The organism is Leptothoe sp. PORK10 BA2, assembly GCF_034932105.1.
GTDB lineage: Bacteria > Cyanobacteriota > Cyanobacteriia > Phormidesmidales > Phormidesmidaceae > Leptothoe.
The window spans coordinates 1-17,081 of the sequence record NZ_JAYGIG010000060.1; the positions used below are offsets into that span (position 1 = coordinate 1).

Consider the following 17,081-nt stretch of genomic DNA (forward strand, 5'->3'; position numbering starts at 1 on the left):
TCACTGAGTTTGATGCGACCCTTGGGCTTGCTCAAGGAGGTTACCAATTCCTATATTTGGATTACGCTAGCTGATAATCTCTGTAACCTGGGAAAACTCTCTAATTTTTTAAGCCTGAGTAGTTACCCTTAATAGCTTCTAAGTCATCTAACTGGGTTATAGCCTCAGCAGCATCTTTCTGTGCTTCCACCTCAGCTCGCATCTGGGAAAACTGTTTTTCAAGCCGTTCAGGACGTTCCCTGTACTCCTTAGCTAAATCGTTAAGTCTGCGAGTTAATTCGCTACCATCGATACCTACATCAATTAGCTGCTGCAGCTTACTTTCCAGCGTATCTTCTACGTTTTCGTTAGGTTCTTTTTTGGAATAGAAAGATTCATATTGTTCAGGAGAGGTTTCTCTGGCCCAAGTATGAACGTCTTTCAGCGTTTTATGTTGGCAGTGTCCATGGTGACACTTAAACCCCAACCCCCCGCCCGGTTGAATTAATAAAGCTGTTCCATTATCAATGCCATCAGTGTGAGTATCGACCCAGGGGCACGTAACTTCTATCTTCTCGCCAACTTGATATTTAATAAGACCTTCCTTTTCAAATATCTTATAGATGGGGTCTCGCACAGCTATAAGCTGATCAAATTGATCCACGCTTCCTTCAATACTTCTTCCAGATAAATGAGCTACTGCATCAAGATCTAACTTATATGCTTCGATAATTTGTTCTGGTGTGTAATATTTGCATCCGCGAGTATCTTTGTATGCCGTAACTTGATGCGGTTTATTCAACGATTCTTTATTATTCCAACCACCTGGGAGACGACCATAACGGGTTACCCCTTTCATTCCAGGATCCTTACCATCTGTGGCGAGTCCTTGAGCTACCAAGGCATTAAGAACCGATTCAGCTAACTGTCGATCCGTAACCGGCACCGAAAGGAAATACCACGCTTGATAATTTCCGGGAGACGTTTCAAGCCAATAGGTTGGGGGTAAGACTATTTTTTCAAAGGGTACTTTTGTTCCAACATCATCAATCATCACTGCAACCATGGCGACAAATTCGGTTTTTCGTCGCTTATTACCCTTAAAGACAGAAATGGTGATATATCGGTTGTTATTGCCCCGATGGTAGAACTTGCGTAAGATAAGGTCTGTTAGCTTTTTAGCTGTCCAGTTTCCGATTTTAGGAGCTTGCTCAAATTCACAAACTAAAGGCCATAATTTGTCAGGACAGACTGCCAATAACGCATCGATATAAATTTCGTACTTTACAGCTGTTTTATCGATCCATAAACAGTGCTTGCTGACTTTTTTCAATGGAGATATACTTTTAGACATCAGAAATTGAAACCGATGAAAGGCGGTTTTTCCATATTCCGATCTGAAGTTAAATTCTTTTCTCTGGACCCTCGATGTCATTATCCTCGGGGGTTGTTGAATTTAGAGAATTGAAATTTAATCCATAGTCGGGTTAACTGAGTACCGATTCTAGATTGTTAGAAAAAGTGGAGCCAATTTTTTGCCAACCCACTTAAACCCCTCTTATAGCAAGGGTTATTTAGATTTTTGGCTAGGTTTACGCCCCCTTCCACTGATATTTTTTTTGCTATATGGCTGAGGGGATAGCGTCTTGGTTTGATTGCCTTTGAATTTGCAAACAACACGCCCCTTATTGATATAAGGTTCTGCCCAAATTCCTTGTTTGTTATCTAGCTGAGCCGCGATGTCTTTGAAGACATCAGCATACTGAAACCAATAATCATTAAGCTTTCTTAGCTGTGGGTATCTGGCTTTGTTATCTATATATCGCTCAACAAGCTCTCGAACGATTTCAAATAAATTCCAGTGGTAGGGCAATTCCAATTCTTGATCTAAAAACGGGTTTTGCCGATCTACCCTCATAGTTCGCCTTTGAGTACGCGCCAATGCTGCCCGGTTTTTTAGCCCCACAGGCTTATCTGTAAGGGCAGTGTGACAGCAATACCGTTCGAGCAGGAGCACATATAAATGCTCCCAAGCGTTTTTAAAAGGTAGTTGCATATCAAGTTCAGGCAAGTCATATAGAGATTTGAGTATTGATAGCTCGATAAAAACCTGCTCCCCTTCTCTTTCATGACCAACAACATACTTATGTGAGCATGGCCACTGATGGGCTTTCCAGAGCGTTTGGTCTTTCTGGATAAGCCAGAGAAAGGTAGCTGTTTCTACTTGATCGAAAAAACTAAATAGGTATTGCTCTACTCTTTCAAGATCAGTTTCTTTACGACCGTTTTGAATTACGGTGGCTATTACATCGACTACTGGGTATACGCCCAACGGCAAAGTAATAGGCCAATATTCTTCAACGGCTGGTACTGGAGCATTTAACCTACAGGTCAACTCATGATTAGTGCGACAAGCTGCGAAATAGTAGGGAATTTTCGCTAATGAATGACGCATTGGAATAAGTGAGTTCATCATTTATGCACAAATGAAACGCTGAAAATTCTGTAGTCAGTTGAGATCGCAGTCTCCATTAGTCACGGTCGTCCCCAGACTTACGCCGTCCGTCCTCAAATTCCGCTGGCGGTTCAAACTCTGGCACATCTTCACCCAGAGACTCAAGCCATTTGACAGCTCCAGCCTCTAACGCTTCAGCAAGACTCATACTCTGTAAAACGCATACAGACTTCAGTTTTGCCAACAGCTCTTTGTGTAGGTCGACCGATGTTTGTATGTAATTTGGGTCTTTACGTCGGCTTCTGGCCACTTCATTACTCTGCATAAATCGCTCCCATTCTTACACATCAACGCTTTCATTGTATTTTTATACCTTTACTGTTTGCATGTTTGCAACCTTGGTACCAAAATGCTAGCATGACACTCAACAGACAGCAAATCAGGTTGATATTGCCTGGTGCTGCCACATCTGCCAGCTAGGAGACGAGCGCTAAACCGGTACGAAAACTAGCTCTATCCCTTGTGCATCAAATATTTGAGGTTTAATTGAATGACTAACCAACTTTTGACTAAAGCGTCTGCTGCTGCCACATCTGCCAGTTCTAGCCAGGTCTCCCAACCTATGGGTTTAGACATTGGCAACGGGGCTTTGAAACTCGTTACAGGGTTAGGTGAACATCGTTTAGAGTCCTATGTGACTTATCTGGATTCCCGGTTATCGATGGGGCAAACCCAGGGCTATGTCGAATATATCCAGGGTGATCGGACTGACCTACACGGTAAGCAATGGATCGGCGGGATTAACGCTTACTACCACGCACCCACGGCACTAGCGCGGGTGACCGATGACAAGACCGGCAAAGTTGATCTTGGGTTACAGCTCCTGCTGTCTGCCTTGTCATTGCTGCCCTATCGGTCTGAATGGGTGCTCTCTCTCTCTGTCTCAGTTCACGATGGGGCCACCCTCGGCAAGGGGCTCAAATCTGCTTTGGAAGGTGATCATACTGTTGTTCTCAATGGCAAGCGCTCAACTGTTGTCGTCACTGTAAACGGTGTTCTTGAGGAAGGCACGGGAGCTGTTATCAACTATCAGAAACAGTCTGATTTTACTAATGCTTTGGTCTATGACCTGGGCAATGGAACGCTGATTGTATCTAGCTTTAACGGTCTGGCAATGACCGACCGTAGCTACTCTAATAACGGCGGTGTTGAATCGCTAATTGATGCGATCGCAACCAATGATTTAGTTCGGAAACACCTAAAGCGTGAGGCCGACCGGCACCTAATCAGGACCGGGATTGAGTCAACACAATTCACCTACGGCACCCAGTATCCAGACTGGAAATTTACCGATGCCTATAAGGCAGAGTTGCCCCGCTGGGTGGATCGGGTGCTTAAGCCTATGGTCAGACCCACAGAAGACCGTATGGCATCAGCTACCGCTCTAATTGCCATCGGCGGCGGTGCGTGTCTACCTGGCATCAAAGGACTTTTGACTAAGCGCAATATTCAAGTGTTGCCCGATCCACAGTGGGCCAATGCTCGGGGGCTATATGCCTATGCCGTCCGCAAAGTTGCACAGGAGGGCTAATCAATGAGGGTATCTATCGAAAAAGGTTTTCAGCCGTTGGTGCTGGAGGTTATGGAACAAATCCGGGTGGACGATCCGAAGCTAGCCATCAATCACATTATTGGCAGCTGGGCCGCTGGCCAGCAGTGCCCCAATCTACCAGCATCAGGGCATCAGGTGGCTACCCAAACAGAGACGGGGGATGAGTTTTCACAAATCGCAGATTGGAGCTAAGACGGCATGAACGCATCCCAAATTCGGCAACAACTAGATGACTGGAATGCTCCAGGGGCAACACTTCCCAGTGAAATCGAAGTGGAACAACTTTCCGAAACTTGGGAGGCGATGAAGCCCAAGGTTCTAGAGAGTTACTGGCCAGTCATCTACGACCGATTTTCATTAGTTCGTAGCAATCTAAAACGGAACCAATAATGACCACACAAAAGCAAGCCTTAGCCACCATCAAACAGGGTGGTCAAATACAAAACACCCTTTTGTTTGATGACCAGGGCTACCCCAAAGGTCAATTGACAGCAAAACAGGTAAAAGCCCTGCTCTCAAAGGGTTTGACTAAAACAGTTTTGTTTGATCAAACAGTAGTTATCAAATAGATTTTCTGAATACTCACGATGAACATCACCGAAAACTCAACATTTAAGCAACTTTATGTCACCACTGGTCAGGGGATTGAATACCGCATTCCCAAACAGTACCGGGCTGATTTTCTCGCTTTCATTGGTGCCACTGGCCAAACCTTTCCACTTAATGATTGGCATTCACCCAATACTCAGGCTGCATTAGAGCAATACGGTGAACGCATTACACCAGACCCACGGCAACAGCTCACGATCTTTGATGCCCTGGGCACTTCTGAGCCAACGACCAGTAACAGCCGTTGGTAATCCAAAGGGGATAGGAAGCCCTGGAAAAGCCCTACCCCCCTTTACCTGCTCAACCAATAAACAGGATTTAACCATTATGCACATCAAACCCTTGGAATACCGGGTTCATATGGCCTTGCTGGCCTGCATTAGTCTAGGTGGCCTATTCAGTACGGTCAAAATCAACGCCACTATAACCGCCTGGACTGCCCAACGGGACAGCACCCAGGCCCACCAGGCCCAAATCACCGCCATAGAGAACCGGGCCGACATTGCCCAGGCTGCCATAGACAACAAAGTTGACCAGTACGGATCTGTGAGCCTTGGTTGGTACACCTGCGACCCGGGAAATGAGCCGCTTTTTGATAGCACTCCATTTGTGGATGACCCACTGCTAGAGGTAAGCGACTCCCACGATCGCGTTATCGGAACGCTGGCCTTTGGCGTTTTTTATTTTTCACCTGAAAACTGCACCCTATAAGGAAGCTTAACCATGACAGTACTAAAATCACCCCAGATCCATGATGAACACGTTTTAGTAGCCATGATTATGTCGCCTATCCGAGGGGGACAACGGGCATACCGTCACCTATCAAGCGTGCGCGGGTTTGGAATCATTGCATCCATGATGACCGTGTACTGTGCAGGGCTTTCCATAGAGTCCCTAATGGTATCTATGCCAGCCACCATGAGATCGGGCGACTATGCCGAGGTTGCCAGGGGACAGGGTTCTAGGGCAGCACTTGAGGCTATCAAGCGCGAGCGCCGGTTTATCCCTAAGCCATATGTGAATGATGGGGCAAAGTTAGGCCGCTTGAACCCCTGGCCAAACATCCAGCGCACCATCCTACAAAACTATTTCCAATGGCTTCCCCTGTGGATTAAGGGCCGGGTGGCTAGCGACTATTGGACCGTGTGGAATCAGCCGGGCATCTTGGTTTTGTCCGTCGTGTTTGCTCTCACCATTCAACGGTTTGAGGGGATGATCTGGCGCAAGAAAACACCTGACGAGACCCTAGCCGAGTTCGAAGAGGCCAACGCTCTTGAGGCTGTTGAGGCTGACCCTAGGGCGATCGCACTGGCGGCATATAAAGCAGGCCAGCACAACGCCCAGGGCCTGGGGGGAATCATCGGTACGTTTATAGCTGTGGTGCTCCTCTATGGCCTAGAAATTGCTGCTTTTGCCGGTAGCTTTGCGGGTGCCGGTAATTGGGTGATCAATACCATCTATGCCGGTCTGAACATTTTCGGGTTTGAGATTTTTGATCGCATGGGGGATGACCAGTAATGACCTACCGAAACGCTTTTGTACAGGAGTCTAAATCACTCCGATCTAAAGGTTCGCAGCTTGGCCAGATTCACCAACTGTATAAGGCCATGGGCTTGACCACCGCTGGTCTTTCCGGCCTGGCCCTGCTGTCCTCTGGCGGCGCGTTGTTGCCTCTCATTGTTGGAGGTCTTGCCTATGCGGGGGCACTCCTCAGCGAGAACCAGCGCACTAAAAAACTCCAGCCGTTGCCGTGGGTATCCAGCGACCTAGGGACCATCGCCGCCGGTGCGCTCCACCAGGCCCAACCCGCTGGCCTAGGGGTTCAAAGCCACCACTACCTAGGCCCTGAGGATAAGGCCCTGTTTTACTTGGTGAACTACCAGGGCCAACGGCTTACCCAGCTGGCCGAAAGTATGGAGGTTGATCAGTTTGATCACATCCTCACCAACCTGGTGGATCACCTTATCACCGCTCATGAGGGTGCGCTGAATCATCCCGATCTATTGCAAGGTGCCTTGCAGGTGGACTTCCTAGATGCTGCGATCGCAAATCTCCCGACCACTGCCGCCGCTACGGTTGGGGCTCATACCAGGTTGGCAGCTGTAGAGGTTGCCGCGTTGCCGGTGGGCACTCAAAACGCTGAAACCCCTGGCCTGTATGCCACCGGCGAAAATGGCGCTCCAATGCCTCACTCGCCTGGTGCTGACTCCATCCGCAGCGATTGGCAGGCAGTTTTTGCCCGTGTTGTAAATCAAGCCGAGTTCCCCAGCGTGTTTATTTTTGGCAGGCAGGGCACGGGCAAAACCACCACAGTAAACTATCTTCTCAGCCTAATCACCAATCGAAAGGTGGTACTAGACCCCCATTACCGATTTGGAGCATGGCAGGGTTGCGAGGTTAAGGGCCAGGGTATGAACTATGCCGAGATAGACGAGTACATAACTGAGTGTCTAGACGATATACAGATCCGCTATCAGATGTACGCAACGGTGCCAAACTACCGTCCTGATATCGTCACCGTTGTTTGTGAGGAGCTAACCAACTGGGCCGAGCACATCACCAGGGGCAAGGCATTCACTAAGGCCAGCCTGAGCGACTTTAGAAAGGCTGGTTATCAGTCCATCAGCGTTGCCCATGGTGAAACCAATACAGCCCGTGGGGGGGCTACTGGTACCCGGAAAATGAGGGATGAAGGGGAGGTTCATATCAAGCTGATGTCTAAGGGTAGAGCCCTGGTCACGTTCCCAGATGAGGAGCCGTTTATTCTGCACTATCCCAACCTTGAGCCATACATCCAACAGCCAGCCCCTAGACCTAATCAGCCAGTCACTAAACCGCCCGTAATGGGTTCTGCTCAGTCTTCAGTCTGGGTAGAAGCTAAGGCCCAAATGGTGCGCGTCAACAGCCCATTACTGCCAGTCATGGAATGGATTGAGGGAAGGGAAAACAAGACTTTCACCCTGACCCTAGCCAAGGAAAACAAACAGTTACGCACTGCCTTAGATGGGGCCATTGGCCTTACTGGTGATAGCCCTAGGGCAAAAATAGAATGGGCAATTTCAGTGCTGCTAAACCGTGGCCTAATCGTCGATTCTGATGGCAGTTATAGGCAGGTTTAAGTATGTCTTAGGTCGCTGGGTTGGGTCTGGGTTGGGTCAAAAAAATATGCCTGGGTCACCCCTGGGTCAACTATGGGTCAAGCGACCCAGCGACCCAACCCAGCGACCCAGCGACCCAACCCAGGCATTGACCCAGAACCAACCCAGTAATTTTAGATGACATAAAACCGTTAATTGCTAACAGTAAAAATGAACAAGTTTTGGAGAATTAAACAATGCAAAATTCAGCAGATTTATTCACTCAAAAGCAACAGTTAAAACAAAAGCTTGATCAGCTAATTGAGAATTACGATCCATCCGGTGCAGCCCTTCTAAATATGGTGACTGACATGGCAGAAAGCTATCCAGCGTTGCAGCATGTAGCAGAGCTTTTAGCAGTAGCCTGTAGCCAGATGCGAATCCTTGAGCATCGGCATGAGCTACTGAATAAGCACGGGATTCCTATCGAATAGAGTTGAGCTGATTTCCAAAAATAAAGCCTCTGGGTAACACCGGGGGCTTTTTAATAGGTACTCATGTACTTGACTAACCACAGTTAGTAAATGTTGTTGCTTGGAAGGGAGTTCTATTCAACCTTAGTTGCCAAGGGGTTTTTGACCTTAAATCCGAATAGGTAATCGCTATATATAATGCATTGATTTAAATCAATAATATCAATAGATTTTAAATAATTTCTATTTTGCGTATGGATATAGAGTCGGCAAAAAGTTAAGTGTTTAAAAGGTGACATTTTAGGATGCTAAAGCGCAAATGCCCGCCAGTGAAGGGAGCTGTGCTTTTTATTTCGCACCATGTGGATAATTGGTTGAACCATGGTGCTCAGTTATCCACAAAACCTGTGAATTTATCCACGGGTTTTCCACAGAAATAGCTCAGTTATCCACAGATAAAGTCTATTTCATTATTCTTCAGGCTTGCTATCATTTGCCTAGCTATCGCTGAATATCAAAATAACAAGCGTGAAAACTAGGGAAGAAGTCGTTGATTATTTAGAGTTGCATTTAGAGGCATTACGCAAAAGGCGTGAGCAGCTTCATGCTGCATTAGAAAAGGCAGATGCAGCTATTGATAGTATCTCTGATGTCATTCAGTACTTCGACTCTGACGAGGCTTACGAAATTGATGCTATGTTATCTGCCTCATCTGGTGTTTTGGGGCCAGATGACTTAAGGCAACCTCGATACAGAGACATGAGCTTGTCCGAGGCGATATCCAAGGTTTTTTGGGAGCAAGAGGATCAAAGACTCCCTCTCAATATTGAAGAGTTGACAGAAAAAATATATGCAGTAGCTTTGACTGACGTAGCTACAGCCAAAGCGTGCCGCGCGAGCCTTACAGCAACGCTTTATAGAATGACGAAAAATGGCTCTCCAGAGATAAGTAAGGTCAGGAAAGGCGTCTATAAGTTTAATCCTCAAGCTTATGAAGAACGCATCTTAGGGATTAAATACCATGAAATCAAGTAGCCTTCTTGACGTTAAAACAGCGGCTAGGCCACCGCCAAACCGCTGTAGGAGTTTATATAAACCAGTCAGTGTGGCGAAATCGAACGCGCACCCGAGTAAGAATCGGGTTGTTTATGGAGTTACAGCTCCTCAACTTGCGGGTTCAAGTCACACCACTGACACGCTATATGGAGGGTATATAGGTATTCCCTTTGCCCTCCATGGTAGCTCCGTTTTGATTTTTTCTAGTCACGTTTGTGACACTTTATAGCCAAGCCCTGGAGGGCACAATAATGATCATTCCTGAATTAGGTAATTTTGAAATTCGCAAAAATGCTCATGGTGAATGCAGTGTCTATGACTTGATTGCTGTAGTCGGAGGTCAAAAAGACCCATGCAACGTCTGGAAACATCTCTGCAAAGAGTATTCCGAAGTTCTGACATTTTGTCAGAACTTCAAATTTCCCGGTCGTGGCCAACGAGCAACACCAGTCACTAACAAGGAAGGATGGGCCTACATTCTGGGATTACTGCCTGGTGTGATGGGTAAAAAGTACCGTGAAAGCGTAGCCAAATTGGTTCTTCAGTATTTAGATGGAGACGTTAAACTAGCTGCTGAAATTGCAGATAGGAACGACAACCAGGAACATCTAGAATGGCTTGAAGCCAGAATCAGAAGTAAGCTCACACGCAAGAACTTTACGGGTGTATTGAAAGCCCGTAAAGTCCGAGGACGCGGTTACTCAATTTGCACTAACAAGATATACCTAGGTCTTTTTTGTGGAACAGCTAAGCAACTTAAAGCAAGTAAAGGGCTTAGGGAAAAAGATAGCTTGCGTGACAACTTATCGATTGCTGAATTAAATCAAACCGCCTTTACTGAGGATCTGAGCGGCAAGCGCATCAACAAAGTTGACGCTTATGGAAATGATAAATGCGCATCTGAGTGCTTATTCGTAGCCCAAAAAGTTGCTGACTTTTCGAAAAATATCCTAAGCGCCTAGCTTCTAGAAAGCACAAAGCGCAGGTGCTACATCTGCGCTTCAATTGCATGGGCCGCGTGTGGGTTACCAGTCTGGATTCCTAACCCTCGGCTGCGGGCTCCAATCCTCCGGCGGTTCTATAGCCGTATTATACTGATTTTTTGCAGTTATCAGCCGAATCAAGTAACCTACACACACAATAAATCTACCGCAAGAGATGCTAGGACGTTTTTTAGCCAATCAATTTTTCGATTTTGTAAGAAATATACCTAGCGCAGCCGAGCAGAACTATCAAGCTGCAAACACAGGTTTTACAAGAAAAGTAGTCTGCTATAACCAAGGGCAAATTCTAAATTATTGGTATGACGTAAATGAAACTCATAAAAATCTCAAAAACGAATACCATCGGTTGACTTCGCTTCGAAGGACACTGGACGTAAGAGATATAGCAGAGCTTGAAGACTTAAGGAAAAAGTTAATAGAAGGGATGAGGAGTCGATTTAAATTGATTAATCATCAGAATTTTAGCTTTATGCATGAGGTTTACAAGTGCCAAAGCTTTGGACAAAAAAAGCCCAGATTTTGTATAAAAACCACATATAAAAAAGGCGAAGATGACTTTGTTGTAACGCTTGATAGAGACGATAGTTTTGTAGATGAAAAAAGATATAAAACCAGTCAAAGCAAAGCTTTCAGTCAGATAAGGAACTCAGGAAAGTATTATATTTGCAACAATATCCCTGGGAGTATTAAAAAAGAGCGATACTTCAATTCTAGAATTAATATAGAGAGTGCTAGAAAATTCTATCCAGTCCCCTGGAAAATCAAGAACTTCCAATTCCGTCACTCTAAAAAAGTAGACTACGAGTGGAGAAGGTATTGGATTAAAAGAAATTCTTCAGAACGAATTCCACAAGAAGATCTCCCTAGGGATTATTACTACAAATCAACACTTATTATCCCAATTGCTTTAGATACAACATCTTTGTCTGCTGATTTTCTAAAAGACTTTGACAGCCCTAAAGATAAAATAAGCCTGGGTTTTCTATGCATGGATCACGAAAACATTAACTTCTTCAATGAAAAGGATCATGTTGATGTAGGCTATTTTTTCGCAGATATAATTTCTCTTTATATGTATGCGTTTTTAAAATGTACAGTTTACTCCAGTGCTTTCAAGTCAGCATGTCAATTGCTTAAAAGCATAAATTCAGCACGATAAAGACTTCCAAAGCTAAAAATACATCTAAGAGCTTCATTTTAGGATTGGTTTAAAGTACGCACAAATTTAGAGTGCCATAGAAAGCCAGATGTGCTAGCATCAAGCGACGCAAATGTGCACAAAGTCGTACATTGACCACATAGGATAAATGAACTTTCTACAAAGGCTCTTTGGTATCAAGCCTGACTCTGACCAAGCCACTGGTTCTACGTATGATCAGAATAGCCGAAAGCTCCATGTGATAGATATTGGAGAAGAAATTGCTGACATTTTTCAAGAGTTAAATGACAAAGAAGTTCAAAGCTATCTAAGGAGCCGTACTAAGCAGCAAAGTCAAAAGGTTTGAACCGAAATAGGTGTTTCCTTAAAGATGAGAAATTTACTGTTGTATCCCTAGTTAACGCTAGGGATTTTTGTTGTAAAGCCCCCTTTCAGTCATGCACCCTGGCTGCCTGACACATCTATGCCCAACCCCTGATTTATCAGGACTGTCGGATACATGCACTTGCCAGATCAAGGCTTTCAGCCGGTGAGATACCCTGAAATTGGGGTTACCAGCACAGGTGAAATGATAACGGTATATCAATGGTTTGAGATACTGATGTCAGGCCGTCAGCTGTGGATGTTGCTTCCTTCAAATTATCTGTACTTAACTACCCAACCAAACGGTAGTAGGTAGCCCGACTGATACCCACTTGCTTACAAATCTCGGTAATGGGCATTTCCCCAGCTTCAGCCAACCGTTTAGCTTCTAGCTCCTGGCCTTTGGTAACTGTTTTCTTACGACCACCTTTACGCCCACGGGCACGAGCAGCTTTCAAGCCTGCTTCGGTACGCTCCTTAATGATGTCCCGTTCCAACTCAGCAATGCTGGCCATGGTTCTGAAGAAAAACTTACCCATAGCGGTTGAGGTGTCGATCTGGTCCTGAATGGAGCGCAGCTCTACACCCAGGCTTTCAAGCTGTTCAGATAGCTCAATCAGATGCTTGGTGGAACGTCCAGCCCGGTCGAGCTTCCATATCACTAGGACATCGCCTTTCCTCAGCTGGTCAATGCATTTATCCCATTCCGGCCTGGATGCTTTAGAACCAGACACGCCTTCATCCGTAAAGATGCGATCGCACCCGTCAGCGTTCAAAGCATCCAGTTGCAAATCTAAGGTTTGGTCATAAGTCGATACGCGGGCATAACCGATTTTCATAACTGTGTGTCTCGGAACTCATCTGTATAGTCAAATTATGACACATAGTTTTTGAGACAAGTTAAGAGACGGATGAAGCTTATGTTTATCGTTGATGAAAGTCACTCATCAGATGTGTCTCGTAAACGCCCGTTTGTGAAACAATCGGCAATGTACGTATCTAGTAACTCTGGGGTGAGGTCATCCAGTTGAAGGCCTAGATCTTGAGCTATGTCCTTTAGTACGGCTAAGGCATCTTTGAGGATTGGAGCAAGCATATTTGATTTGAACTCTGAGGTTTGGGTGAAGCTAAGGGCTTTATACCTGTGCTCCCTTGAATTCTAAGTAACGGGGATACAGAGGTGGCATCTATTTGAAGTCCTACTGCAATATGCAAACTAATTTTTATGAGATCTAAATTACTGGCTATAACTGGAGCTGCTGCTATCGCAACTTCGATGGTCTTTGTGGCTGCTCTACCTGCTCAAGCTAACTGTGGGGATAACGCGTCGGCATTTTGTGAGACAGATGAATCTGATGAAGAAGTAAACGATGGGGAAATTGTGCGTCTAGAGATCAATGATTGGCGTGATGCTGCTTTTGATCTGCCGTACTCCAGACCTTTGCTTATCGTTCATCCCTTTGATGGTGAGTACTTAGCTGTTGCAGATAATAATTTTTCTGGTAATCTCGATTGGGTTAACTGGGATGAATCGGTTATCTCGATCTGGTCAGAAAAAGGGGTCAGGATCGTAGCAAGAAGACGTGAAAAAAGTTGCTCGTTTTTCTCATGCCGTACGAACGTCACTTGGTACGAAACCAATAAGCTAGATGTCAAAGTTGGCGATACTGTTTTTTCATTAGAGGGCTCAAACGGTAATTTCGTACTAACTGACGAGCAGAAGCATTTCCTAGCAACTGCCCCAGCAGGACCAGCCATTATTCGCATTTCCTTTGAAGGTATGGGTAACGAGGTTATCAACGATATTGGAGAGAACACTGTTGATGCTTGGCGCACAGTATACGGCCAGACCGGTTCCTCTCAGGCCGATGTAGTTGAGACGGTAGATGAAAACAGCAACTGAGTTGATATGACAATTGGACACCTTCTAGTTGGTATTCCATCGACACTCGCCATCGCCGTGAGGTCAATCCCCGCAGCCGATGCTTGAAGGCCTGGAACGCACGCTCAGACCAAATGATTCGGATTCCCTGGAACGTAAATCCCAAGTACTCAAAACGCTCAATCCAGCAAACCCGACTTTTCTGCTCATTCACCTTGATTCGTAGCACTTCGGTTCCGATTCGATACAGTTGAGAGCTTTCGATACGGTCAGAATTTGTAGTGCTTAGAACGGTAATACAATCTCTGCGTATGGTCAGCGCAAGAATATTTGATTTGAATTCTAATACTTGAGTGAAGCTATAACTTTTATCCCTGTGTTCCAGTGATTCCTGAGTAACTGAGTAACTAGATTACTCAAAACCTTTGGAGATTCATTAGGGCATGAAGTTTCTAAAATCCTGCTTAATAGCTACTGCCGTTAGTCTTGCGACTATAGCTCCAGCTAAAGCTCAGCACCCTTTTTCATTAGATCAGTGTGACACCTACCAAAAAGAATCAGTTGAGCAGATGGACTGCTTAATGAGCTACACGATTTACTTTGCTCTGGAAGATGCAGTCTATTTAAAGACTTACAATCAACCAATTGACCTGGAATCTGGCCCCATCTTATTTGAACAGCCTTTCTACATTGCAGAAAGAGAACAATTACCAGAAGGTTCCGTGATCATGCTACTTCACGAGTTTATGTTTCAAGGAAACCGCTGGATACATGTCCGTTATGACGGTGATTATCGATTTGTGCCATTAACTAATAATTGAGAGCTTGCCGCTTAAATGACGTCAGCTAGCTCTAACGGTCATTGGGGTGTTCCTGATCCGTTAGATTCACCTATCCTTTTCAGCACCCTCTTGGAAAAGCTTTGCCCAGCGTGCCAGGACTTCCTGCTTTTCTACTTTGCGATCTTCCTCCAGTGCTGCGATGATTTCAGTCGCGGTAGGGATGTAACCAGGTGGCCACTTACCCACGAGCTTAGCCAGCGGACCTTTACTGCCGAACGGGATGAATGAACTATTCGATGCACTGCGCTGCTTACCTTCCTCCGTGCGTGGGCCTGTGCTCTTTTTCCATGGCTTCCAATCCTGGATCAATCGTGCCTGCCGTTCCCGTTGCTCTTTCGTCCATCGTCGTCGTGCCATGATTCATCACCTTTTGTGATCGCTATATGCTGGGTAAGTCTTCAGTTTGCAAGGGTTCTAGATAGTTCTAAAAGTTCGTACTAACCCGGTTACCCCCCCCCTCTGATTAAAATGTACTTAGGTTTGTATGTTGAGGGTGGGGTAACCCTTAAAACGCGCATTCTTTAGATTTTTATTCCAAAAATTCTCAGTAAAAAATACCCCTGAAAAATCTCTAACTCAATTAGTTTTTAATTCAATTAAGAGTCTGTATAGATGATTTTTTGGTGAGTTTAGGTAACCCCAAAGAAGCGTATTTTCCGGATTTTTCTTTCAAAAATTTCACTAAATTATTTTTAGTCTTGAATTTTTTTTTCAAATTTTTTCTAACTTAAAAATCCCTTTTATAATCGCTCTAACGTTTTTTCAATAGGGATTTCAGGGTGCCATAAAGCATCATCAAAAGTCATATCGAGCTAGGCAATTAATTTCACCTTGTGGAGGGGTTTTAGACGTCTTACGAGCATATGCTTTAGTCCGTTTCAGGGCTATTTTATGCGCTACTCGATCACGTTTAGCTTGTTCTCTACGTTGCTTTCTATTCATAGTAAAAATCAACCAATAGTTCACTCTTATTGTAGCGATGAATTATTAGATTGAAAGGGTTTTCGAGGTGCACGGGAGATTGGCTAATTTTATCAACCTCACTCCCTAATGTCGTTCGATACCAACCGAAGGGAGTAGCAATACCTTATCCCTATCACCACGCTCCCTAAGGTCGCTCTGAGGTTTCTAGCGGTAGTGACCAGAGCAGGAAATGGGATTTTACGTTATTTAGGTAGGCACTGCCGGTAGGAACCCTATTTGGATTTCATAGGGCTATTCAACCGAGGGATAGCATTTGTTGAGTAGTTGTTGAGTGGATGTTGAGTAAATGTTCAACACTCAAAACTATTGATGTATAAGGATTGTATTAATATTTATATGTAATGTTGAGTAGTTGAGTAACTTTCCTTTTTTATATACCCCAACCGGTAGAAATTAAGTCAAAATTAAGCCAGTCATTTGCCCTGACCTCTAAAACTATTGATATATAAGGCTTTTATAGTTGCAAGGCGTTTTGTTTCAAGGAACCTTGAGGGGAGTTAACGCTTCCCTTTTTTCTTTAAGGGTTACCTTGATTACTAAGGAAATTTACGGTTTAGCAATACGAGTGTGAAAAGTCTTGCTATGCAAAGGTTTAGCGCTGTTGAGTAGTCACTCAACGAATGACTCAACAAAGCAGAATTACTCAGCAATTTGTAGCTTGTCCCAAGCTTCCCGGCGGATGCTTTCAGATATCCAACGCTGGTCAGTGCGTAGATGAAGTTCTGGGCTATGTCCCATTTACTGGCTTGCGATCGCAACTGACCAGCCAGACAATGAACCGCCCATCGTCGATATGGGCTCTATTCTGGCTGAACCTGGCAGTCTAAATCAGCTACTTGATAAGACTGCGAGGAAAGTTTTCCTCCTAACGTTGGCGTTGTGCGGCGGCAGTTCCTTTTCGGACTCGCAAGGCGCTTTCGTCCGTCCTCACCAACGACAACGTTAGATGTTTATCGTGAGCCACTCCAGCGAAATGCTGGTTCTGAACTTTCTTCTCCCCAATATCCGTCAAAACTAGAAAAATTTTCAGAAAAGGTCACTTCAAGACTCCCAGTTCCATATTTATCATTCCAGGCACAACGCATTACGCGAACCTGCATCGCCTGACATTGAGACAATGTGCCGGGCACCACTTCTCCTTGCTCATTCATCGTGTAGCTACCTTCTAAAGAGCCATTACTAGTTTCCCTAAATTCTGTTGTCCCAGATACTAAGGTACCAGCACTCCAAATTTGACTATGATAGTTTCCCAGAGCCTGTTCTACCCAATCAGTTGAAGACTGAGCACTTGCATTTAGATTGCATACACCAGCTAAGAAAGGGTTCGTAAATTATTGTAAAGGACTAAATAGCCTATCTTCCGACCCTGTATAACCAATAGTGTTGTGAGCACTGGAGGAGAGGGTATGAGTCGTCTTCCGTATCCCTCAGATTTAAGCGATGACGAGTGGGACTTGATTAGACCTCTTGCAAAAATGATTATGTGTTAGCCTGAAAGGCTTTTCTAACTCTTTCAGGCCAGGTTGAGTTCATAGTTGTAGAGGGCGGCGATTAAATTGAAACGCAGCCCATAGCGCCGTCGTCGA

General features: G+C 45.0%; 20 protein-coding genes. 14 read left to right on the top strand and 6 right to left on the bottom strand.

What is annotated here, in order from left to right:
* Positions 1 to 100: 100 nt before the first annotated feature.
* The 3 genes from VB741_RS12810 to VB741_RS12820 form a co-directional block, all read right to left on the bottom strand.
* A complete protein-coding gene (locus VB741_RS12810; RefSeq protein WP_323365574.1) occupies positions 101 to 1,333 on the bottom strand; it encodes a DNA-primase RepB domain-containing protein in 1,233 nt (410 codons plus the stop codon).
* A 216-nt stretch (positions 1,334 to 1,549) separates the two neighbouring features.
* On the bottom strand, positions 1,550 to 2,455 hold the full coding sequence (locus VB741_RS12815) for a hypothetical protein (RefSeq protein ID WP_323365575.1): 906 nt from the start codon (positions 2,453 to 2,455) through the stop codon (positions 1,550 to 1,552).
* A 55-nt stretch (positions 2,456 to 2,510) separates the two neighbouring features.
* On the bottom strand, positions 2,511 to 2,642 hold the full coding sequence (locus VB741_RS12820; protein ID WP_323365576.1) for a hypothetical protein: 132 nt from the start codon (positions 2,640 to 2,642) through the stop codon (positions 2,511 to 2,513).
* Positions 2,643 to 2,984: 342 nt separating this feature from the next.
* Here VB741_RS12820 and VB741_RS12825 point away from each other — a divergent pair, with 342 nt between their 5' ends.
* The 12 genes from VB741_RS12825 to VB741_RS12880 all read left to right on the top strand — a co-directional run bounded on the left by VB741_RS12825 (position 2,985) and on the right by VB741_RS12880 (position 11,424).
* Positions 2,985 to 4,025: a ParM/StbA family protein gene (locus tag VB741_RS12825; protein WP_323365577.1), complete on the top strand. Its 1,041-nt coding sequence runs from the start codon at positions 2,985 to 2,987 to the stop codon at positions 4,023 to 4,025.
* 3 nt (positions 4,026 to 4,028) lie between these two features.
* A complete protein-coding gene (locus VB741_RS12830; protein WP_323365578.1) occupies positions 4,029 to 4,238 on the top strand; it encodes a hypothetical protein in 210 nt (69 codons plus the stop codon).
* A gap of 6 nt (positions 4,239 to 4,244) precedes the next feature.
* Positions 4,245 to 4,436, top strand: coding sequence for a hypothetical protein (locus VB741_RS12835; RefSeq protein ID WP_323365579.1), 192 nt, complete (start codon positions 4,245 to 4,247; stop codon positions 4,434 to 4,436).
* Entirely contained in the window at positions 4,436 to 4,615 is a 180-nt protein-coding gene (locus VB741_RS12840) for a hypothetical protein (protein ID WP_323365580.1), read from the top strand. The genes VB741_RS12835 and VB741_RS12840 overlap by 1 nt, the downstream gene beginning before the upstream one ends.
* Positions 4,616 to 4,633: 18 nt before the next feature.
* Positions 4,634 to 4,906, top strand: coding sequence for a hypothetical protein (locus VB741_RS12845; RefSeq protein ID WP_323365581.1), 273 nt, complete (start codon positions 4,634 to 4,636; stop codon positions 4,904 to 4,906).
* Positions 4,907 to 4,982: 76 nt separating this feature from the next.
* Positions 4,983 to 5,366: a hypothetical protein gene (locus tag VB741_RS12850; RefSeq protein WP_323365582.1), complete on the top strand. Its 384-nt coding sequence runs from the start codon at positions 4,983 to 4,985 to the stop codon at positions 5,364 to 5,366.
* Between the two features lie 12 nt (positions 5,367 to 5,378).
* Positions 5,379 to 6,173, top strand: coding sequence for a hypothetical protein (locus VB741_RS12855; RefSeq protein WP_323365583.1), 795 nt, complete (start codon positions 5,379 to 5,381; stop codon positions 6,171 to 6,173).
* A gap of 89 nt (positions 6,174 to 6,262) precedes the next feature.
* A complete protein-coding gene (locus VB741_RS12860; protein ID WP_323365584.1) occupies positions 6,263 to 7,774 on the top strand; it encodes a hypothetical protein in 1,512 nt (503 codons plus the stop codon).
* Between the two features lie 215 nt (positions 7,775 to 7,989).
* Positions 7,990 to 8,226, top strand: coding sequence for a hypothetical protein (locus VB741_RS12865; protein WP_323365585.1), 237 nt, complete (start codon positions 7,990 to 7,992; stop codon positions 8,224 to 8,226).
* Positions 8,227 to 8,733: 507 nt separating this feature from the next.
* Complete coding sequence (locus VB741_RS12870; RefSeq protein WP_323365586.1) at positions 8,734 to 9,240, top strand: hypothetical protein; 507 nt, start codon at positions 8,734 to 8,736, stop codon at positions 9,238 to 9,240.
* 272 nt (positions 9,241 to 9,512) lie between these two features.
* Complete coding sequence (locus VB741_RS12875; protein WP_323365587.1) at positions 9,513 to 10,223, top strand: hypothetical protein; 711 nt, start codon at positions 9,513 to 9,515, stop codon at positions 10,221 to 10,223.
* 196 nt (positions 10,224 to 10,419) lie between these two features.
* Positions 10,420 to 11,424, top strand: coding sequence for a hypothetical protein (locus tag VB741_RS12880; RefSeq protein ID WP_323365588.1), 1,005 nt, complete (start codon positions 10,420 to 10,422; stop codon positions 11,422 to 11,424).
* 653 nt (positions 11,425 to 12,077) lie between these two features.
* Here the strand turns inward: VB741_RS12880 and VB741_RS12885 are convergent.
* Positions 12,078 to 12,626 (bottom strand): recombinase family protein, encoded by a 549-nt coding sequence (locus VB741_RS12885; RefSeq protein ID WP_323365589.1) that lies wholly within the window; start codon positions 12,624 to 12,626, stop codon positions 12,078 to 12,080.
* Positions 12,627 to 13,012: 386 nt separating this feature from the next.
* On the opposite strand from VB741_RS12885, the gene VB741_RS12890 reads away from it, so the two are divergent.
* A complete protein-coding gene (locus VB741_RS12890; RefSeq protein WP_323365590.1) occupies positions 13,013 to 13,690 on the top strand; it encodes a hypothetical protein in 678 nt (225 codons plus the stop codon).
* Positions 13,691 to 14,112: 422 nt separating this feature from the next.
* Positions 14,113 to 14,490: a hypothetical protein gene (locus VB741_RS12895; RefSeq protein WP_323365591.1), complete on the top strand. Its 378-nt coding sequence runs from the start codon at positions 14,113 to 14,115 to the stop codon at positions 14,488 to 14,490.
* Positions 14,491 to 14,556: 66 nt separating this feature from the next.
* Here VB741_RS12895 and VB741_RS12900 read toward each other — a convergent pair whose 3' ends face one another.
* Positions 14,557 to 14,868 carry a hypothetical protein gene (locus tag VB741_RS12900; RefSeq protein ID WP_323365592.1) on the bottom strand — a complete coding sequence of 104 codons (312 nt, stop codon included), beginning with the start codon at positions 14,866 to 14,868 and terminating at the stop codon, positions 14,557 to 14,559.
* Positions 14,869 to 16,445: 1,577 nt separating this feature from the next.
* Positions 16,446 to 16,646: a hypothetical protein gene (locus VB741_RS12905; RefSeq protein WP_323365593.1), complete on the bottom strand. Its 201-nt coding sequence runs from the start codon at positions 16,644 to 16,646 to the stop codon at positions 16,446 to 16,448.
* Positions 16,647 to 17,081 lie beyond the last annotated feature (435 nt).

Excerpts from the sequence above, each read along its gene's own strand:
- VB741_RS12810 (WP_323365574.1), bottom strand. The coding sequence starts at position 1,333 with ATGTCTAAAAGTATATCTCCATTGAAAAAAGTCAGCAAGCACTGTTTA.
- VB741_RS12815 (WP_323365575.1), bottom strand. The coding sequence starts at position 2,455 with ATGATGAACTCACTTATTCCAATGCGTCATTCATTAGCGAAAATTCCC.
- VB741_RS12820 (WP_323365576.1), bottom strand. The coding sequence starts at position 2,642 with ATGAGTCTTGCTGAAGCGTTAGAGGCTGGAGCTGTCAAATGGCTTGAG.
- VB741_RS12825 (WP_323365577.1), top strand. The coding sequence starts at position 2,985 with ATGACTAACCAACTTTTGACTAAAGCGTCTGCTGCTGCCACATCTGCC.
- VB741_RS12830 (WP_323365578.1), top strand. The coding sequence starts at position 4,029 with ATGAGGGTATCTATCGAAAAAGGTTTTCAGCCGTTGGTGCTGGAGGTT.
- VB741_RS12835 (WP_323365579.1), top strand. The coding sequence starts at position 4,245 with ATGAACGCATCCCAAATTCGGCAACAACTAGATGACTGGAATGCTCCA.
- VB741_RS12840 (WP_323365580.1), top strand. The coding sequence starts at position 4,436 with ATGACCACACAAAAGCAAGCCTTAGCCACCATCAAACAGGGTGGTCAA.
- VB741_RS12845 (WP_323365581.1), top strand. The coding sequence starts at position 4,634 with ATGAACATCACCGAAAACTCAACATTTAAGCAACTTTATGTCACCACT.
- VB741_RS12850 (WP_323365582.1), top strand. The coding sequence starts at position 4,983 with ATGCACATCAAACCCTTGGAATACCGGGTTCATATGGCCTTGCTGGCC.
- VB741_RS12855 (WP_323365583.1), top strand. The coding sequence starts at position 5,379 with ATGACAGTACTAAAATCACCCCAGATCCATGATGAACACGTTTTAGTA.
- VB741_RS12860 (WP_323365584.1), top strand. The coding sequence starts at position 6,263 with ATGGGCTTGACCACCGCTGGTCTTTCCGGCCTGGCCCTGCTGTCCTCT.
- VB741_RS12865 (WP_323365585.1), top strand. The coding sequence starts at position 7,990 with ATGCAAAATTCAGCAGATTTATTCACTCAAAAGCAACAGTTAAAACAA.
- VB741_RS12875 (WP_323365587.1), top strand. The coding sequence starts at position 9,513 with ATGATCATTCCTGAATTAGGTAATTTTGAAATTCGCAAAAATGCTCAT.
- VB741_RS12880 (WP_323365588.1), top strand. The coding sequence starts at position 10,420 with ATGCTAGGACGTTTTTTAGCCAATCAATTTTTCGATTTTGTAAGAAAT.
- VB741_RS12885 (WP_323365589.1), bottom strand. The coding sequence starts at position 12,626 with ATGAAAATCGGTTATGCCCGCGTATCGACTTATGACCAAACCTTAGAT.
- VB741_RS12890 (WP_323365590.1), top strand. The coding sequence starts at position 13,013 with ATGAGATCTAAATTACTGGCTATAACTGGAGCTGCTGCTATCGCAACT.
- VB741_RS12895 (WP_323365591.1), top strand. The coding sequence starts at position 14,113 with ATGAAGTTTCTAAAATCCTGCTTAATAGCTACTGCCGTTAGTCTTGCG.
- VB741_RS12900 (WP_323365592.1), bottom strand. The coding sequence starts at position 14,868 with ATGGCACGACGACGATGGACGAAAGAGCAACGGGAACGGCAGGCACGA.
- VB741_RS12905 (WP_323365593.1), bottom strand. The coding sequence starts at position 16,646 with ATGAATGAGCAAGGAGAAGTGGTGCCCGGCACATTGTCTCAATGTCAG.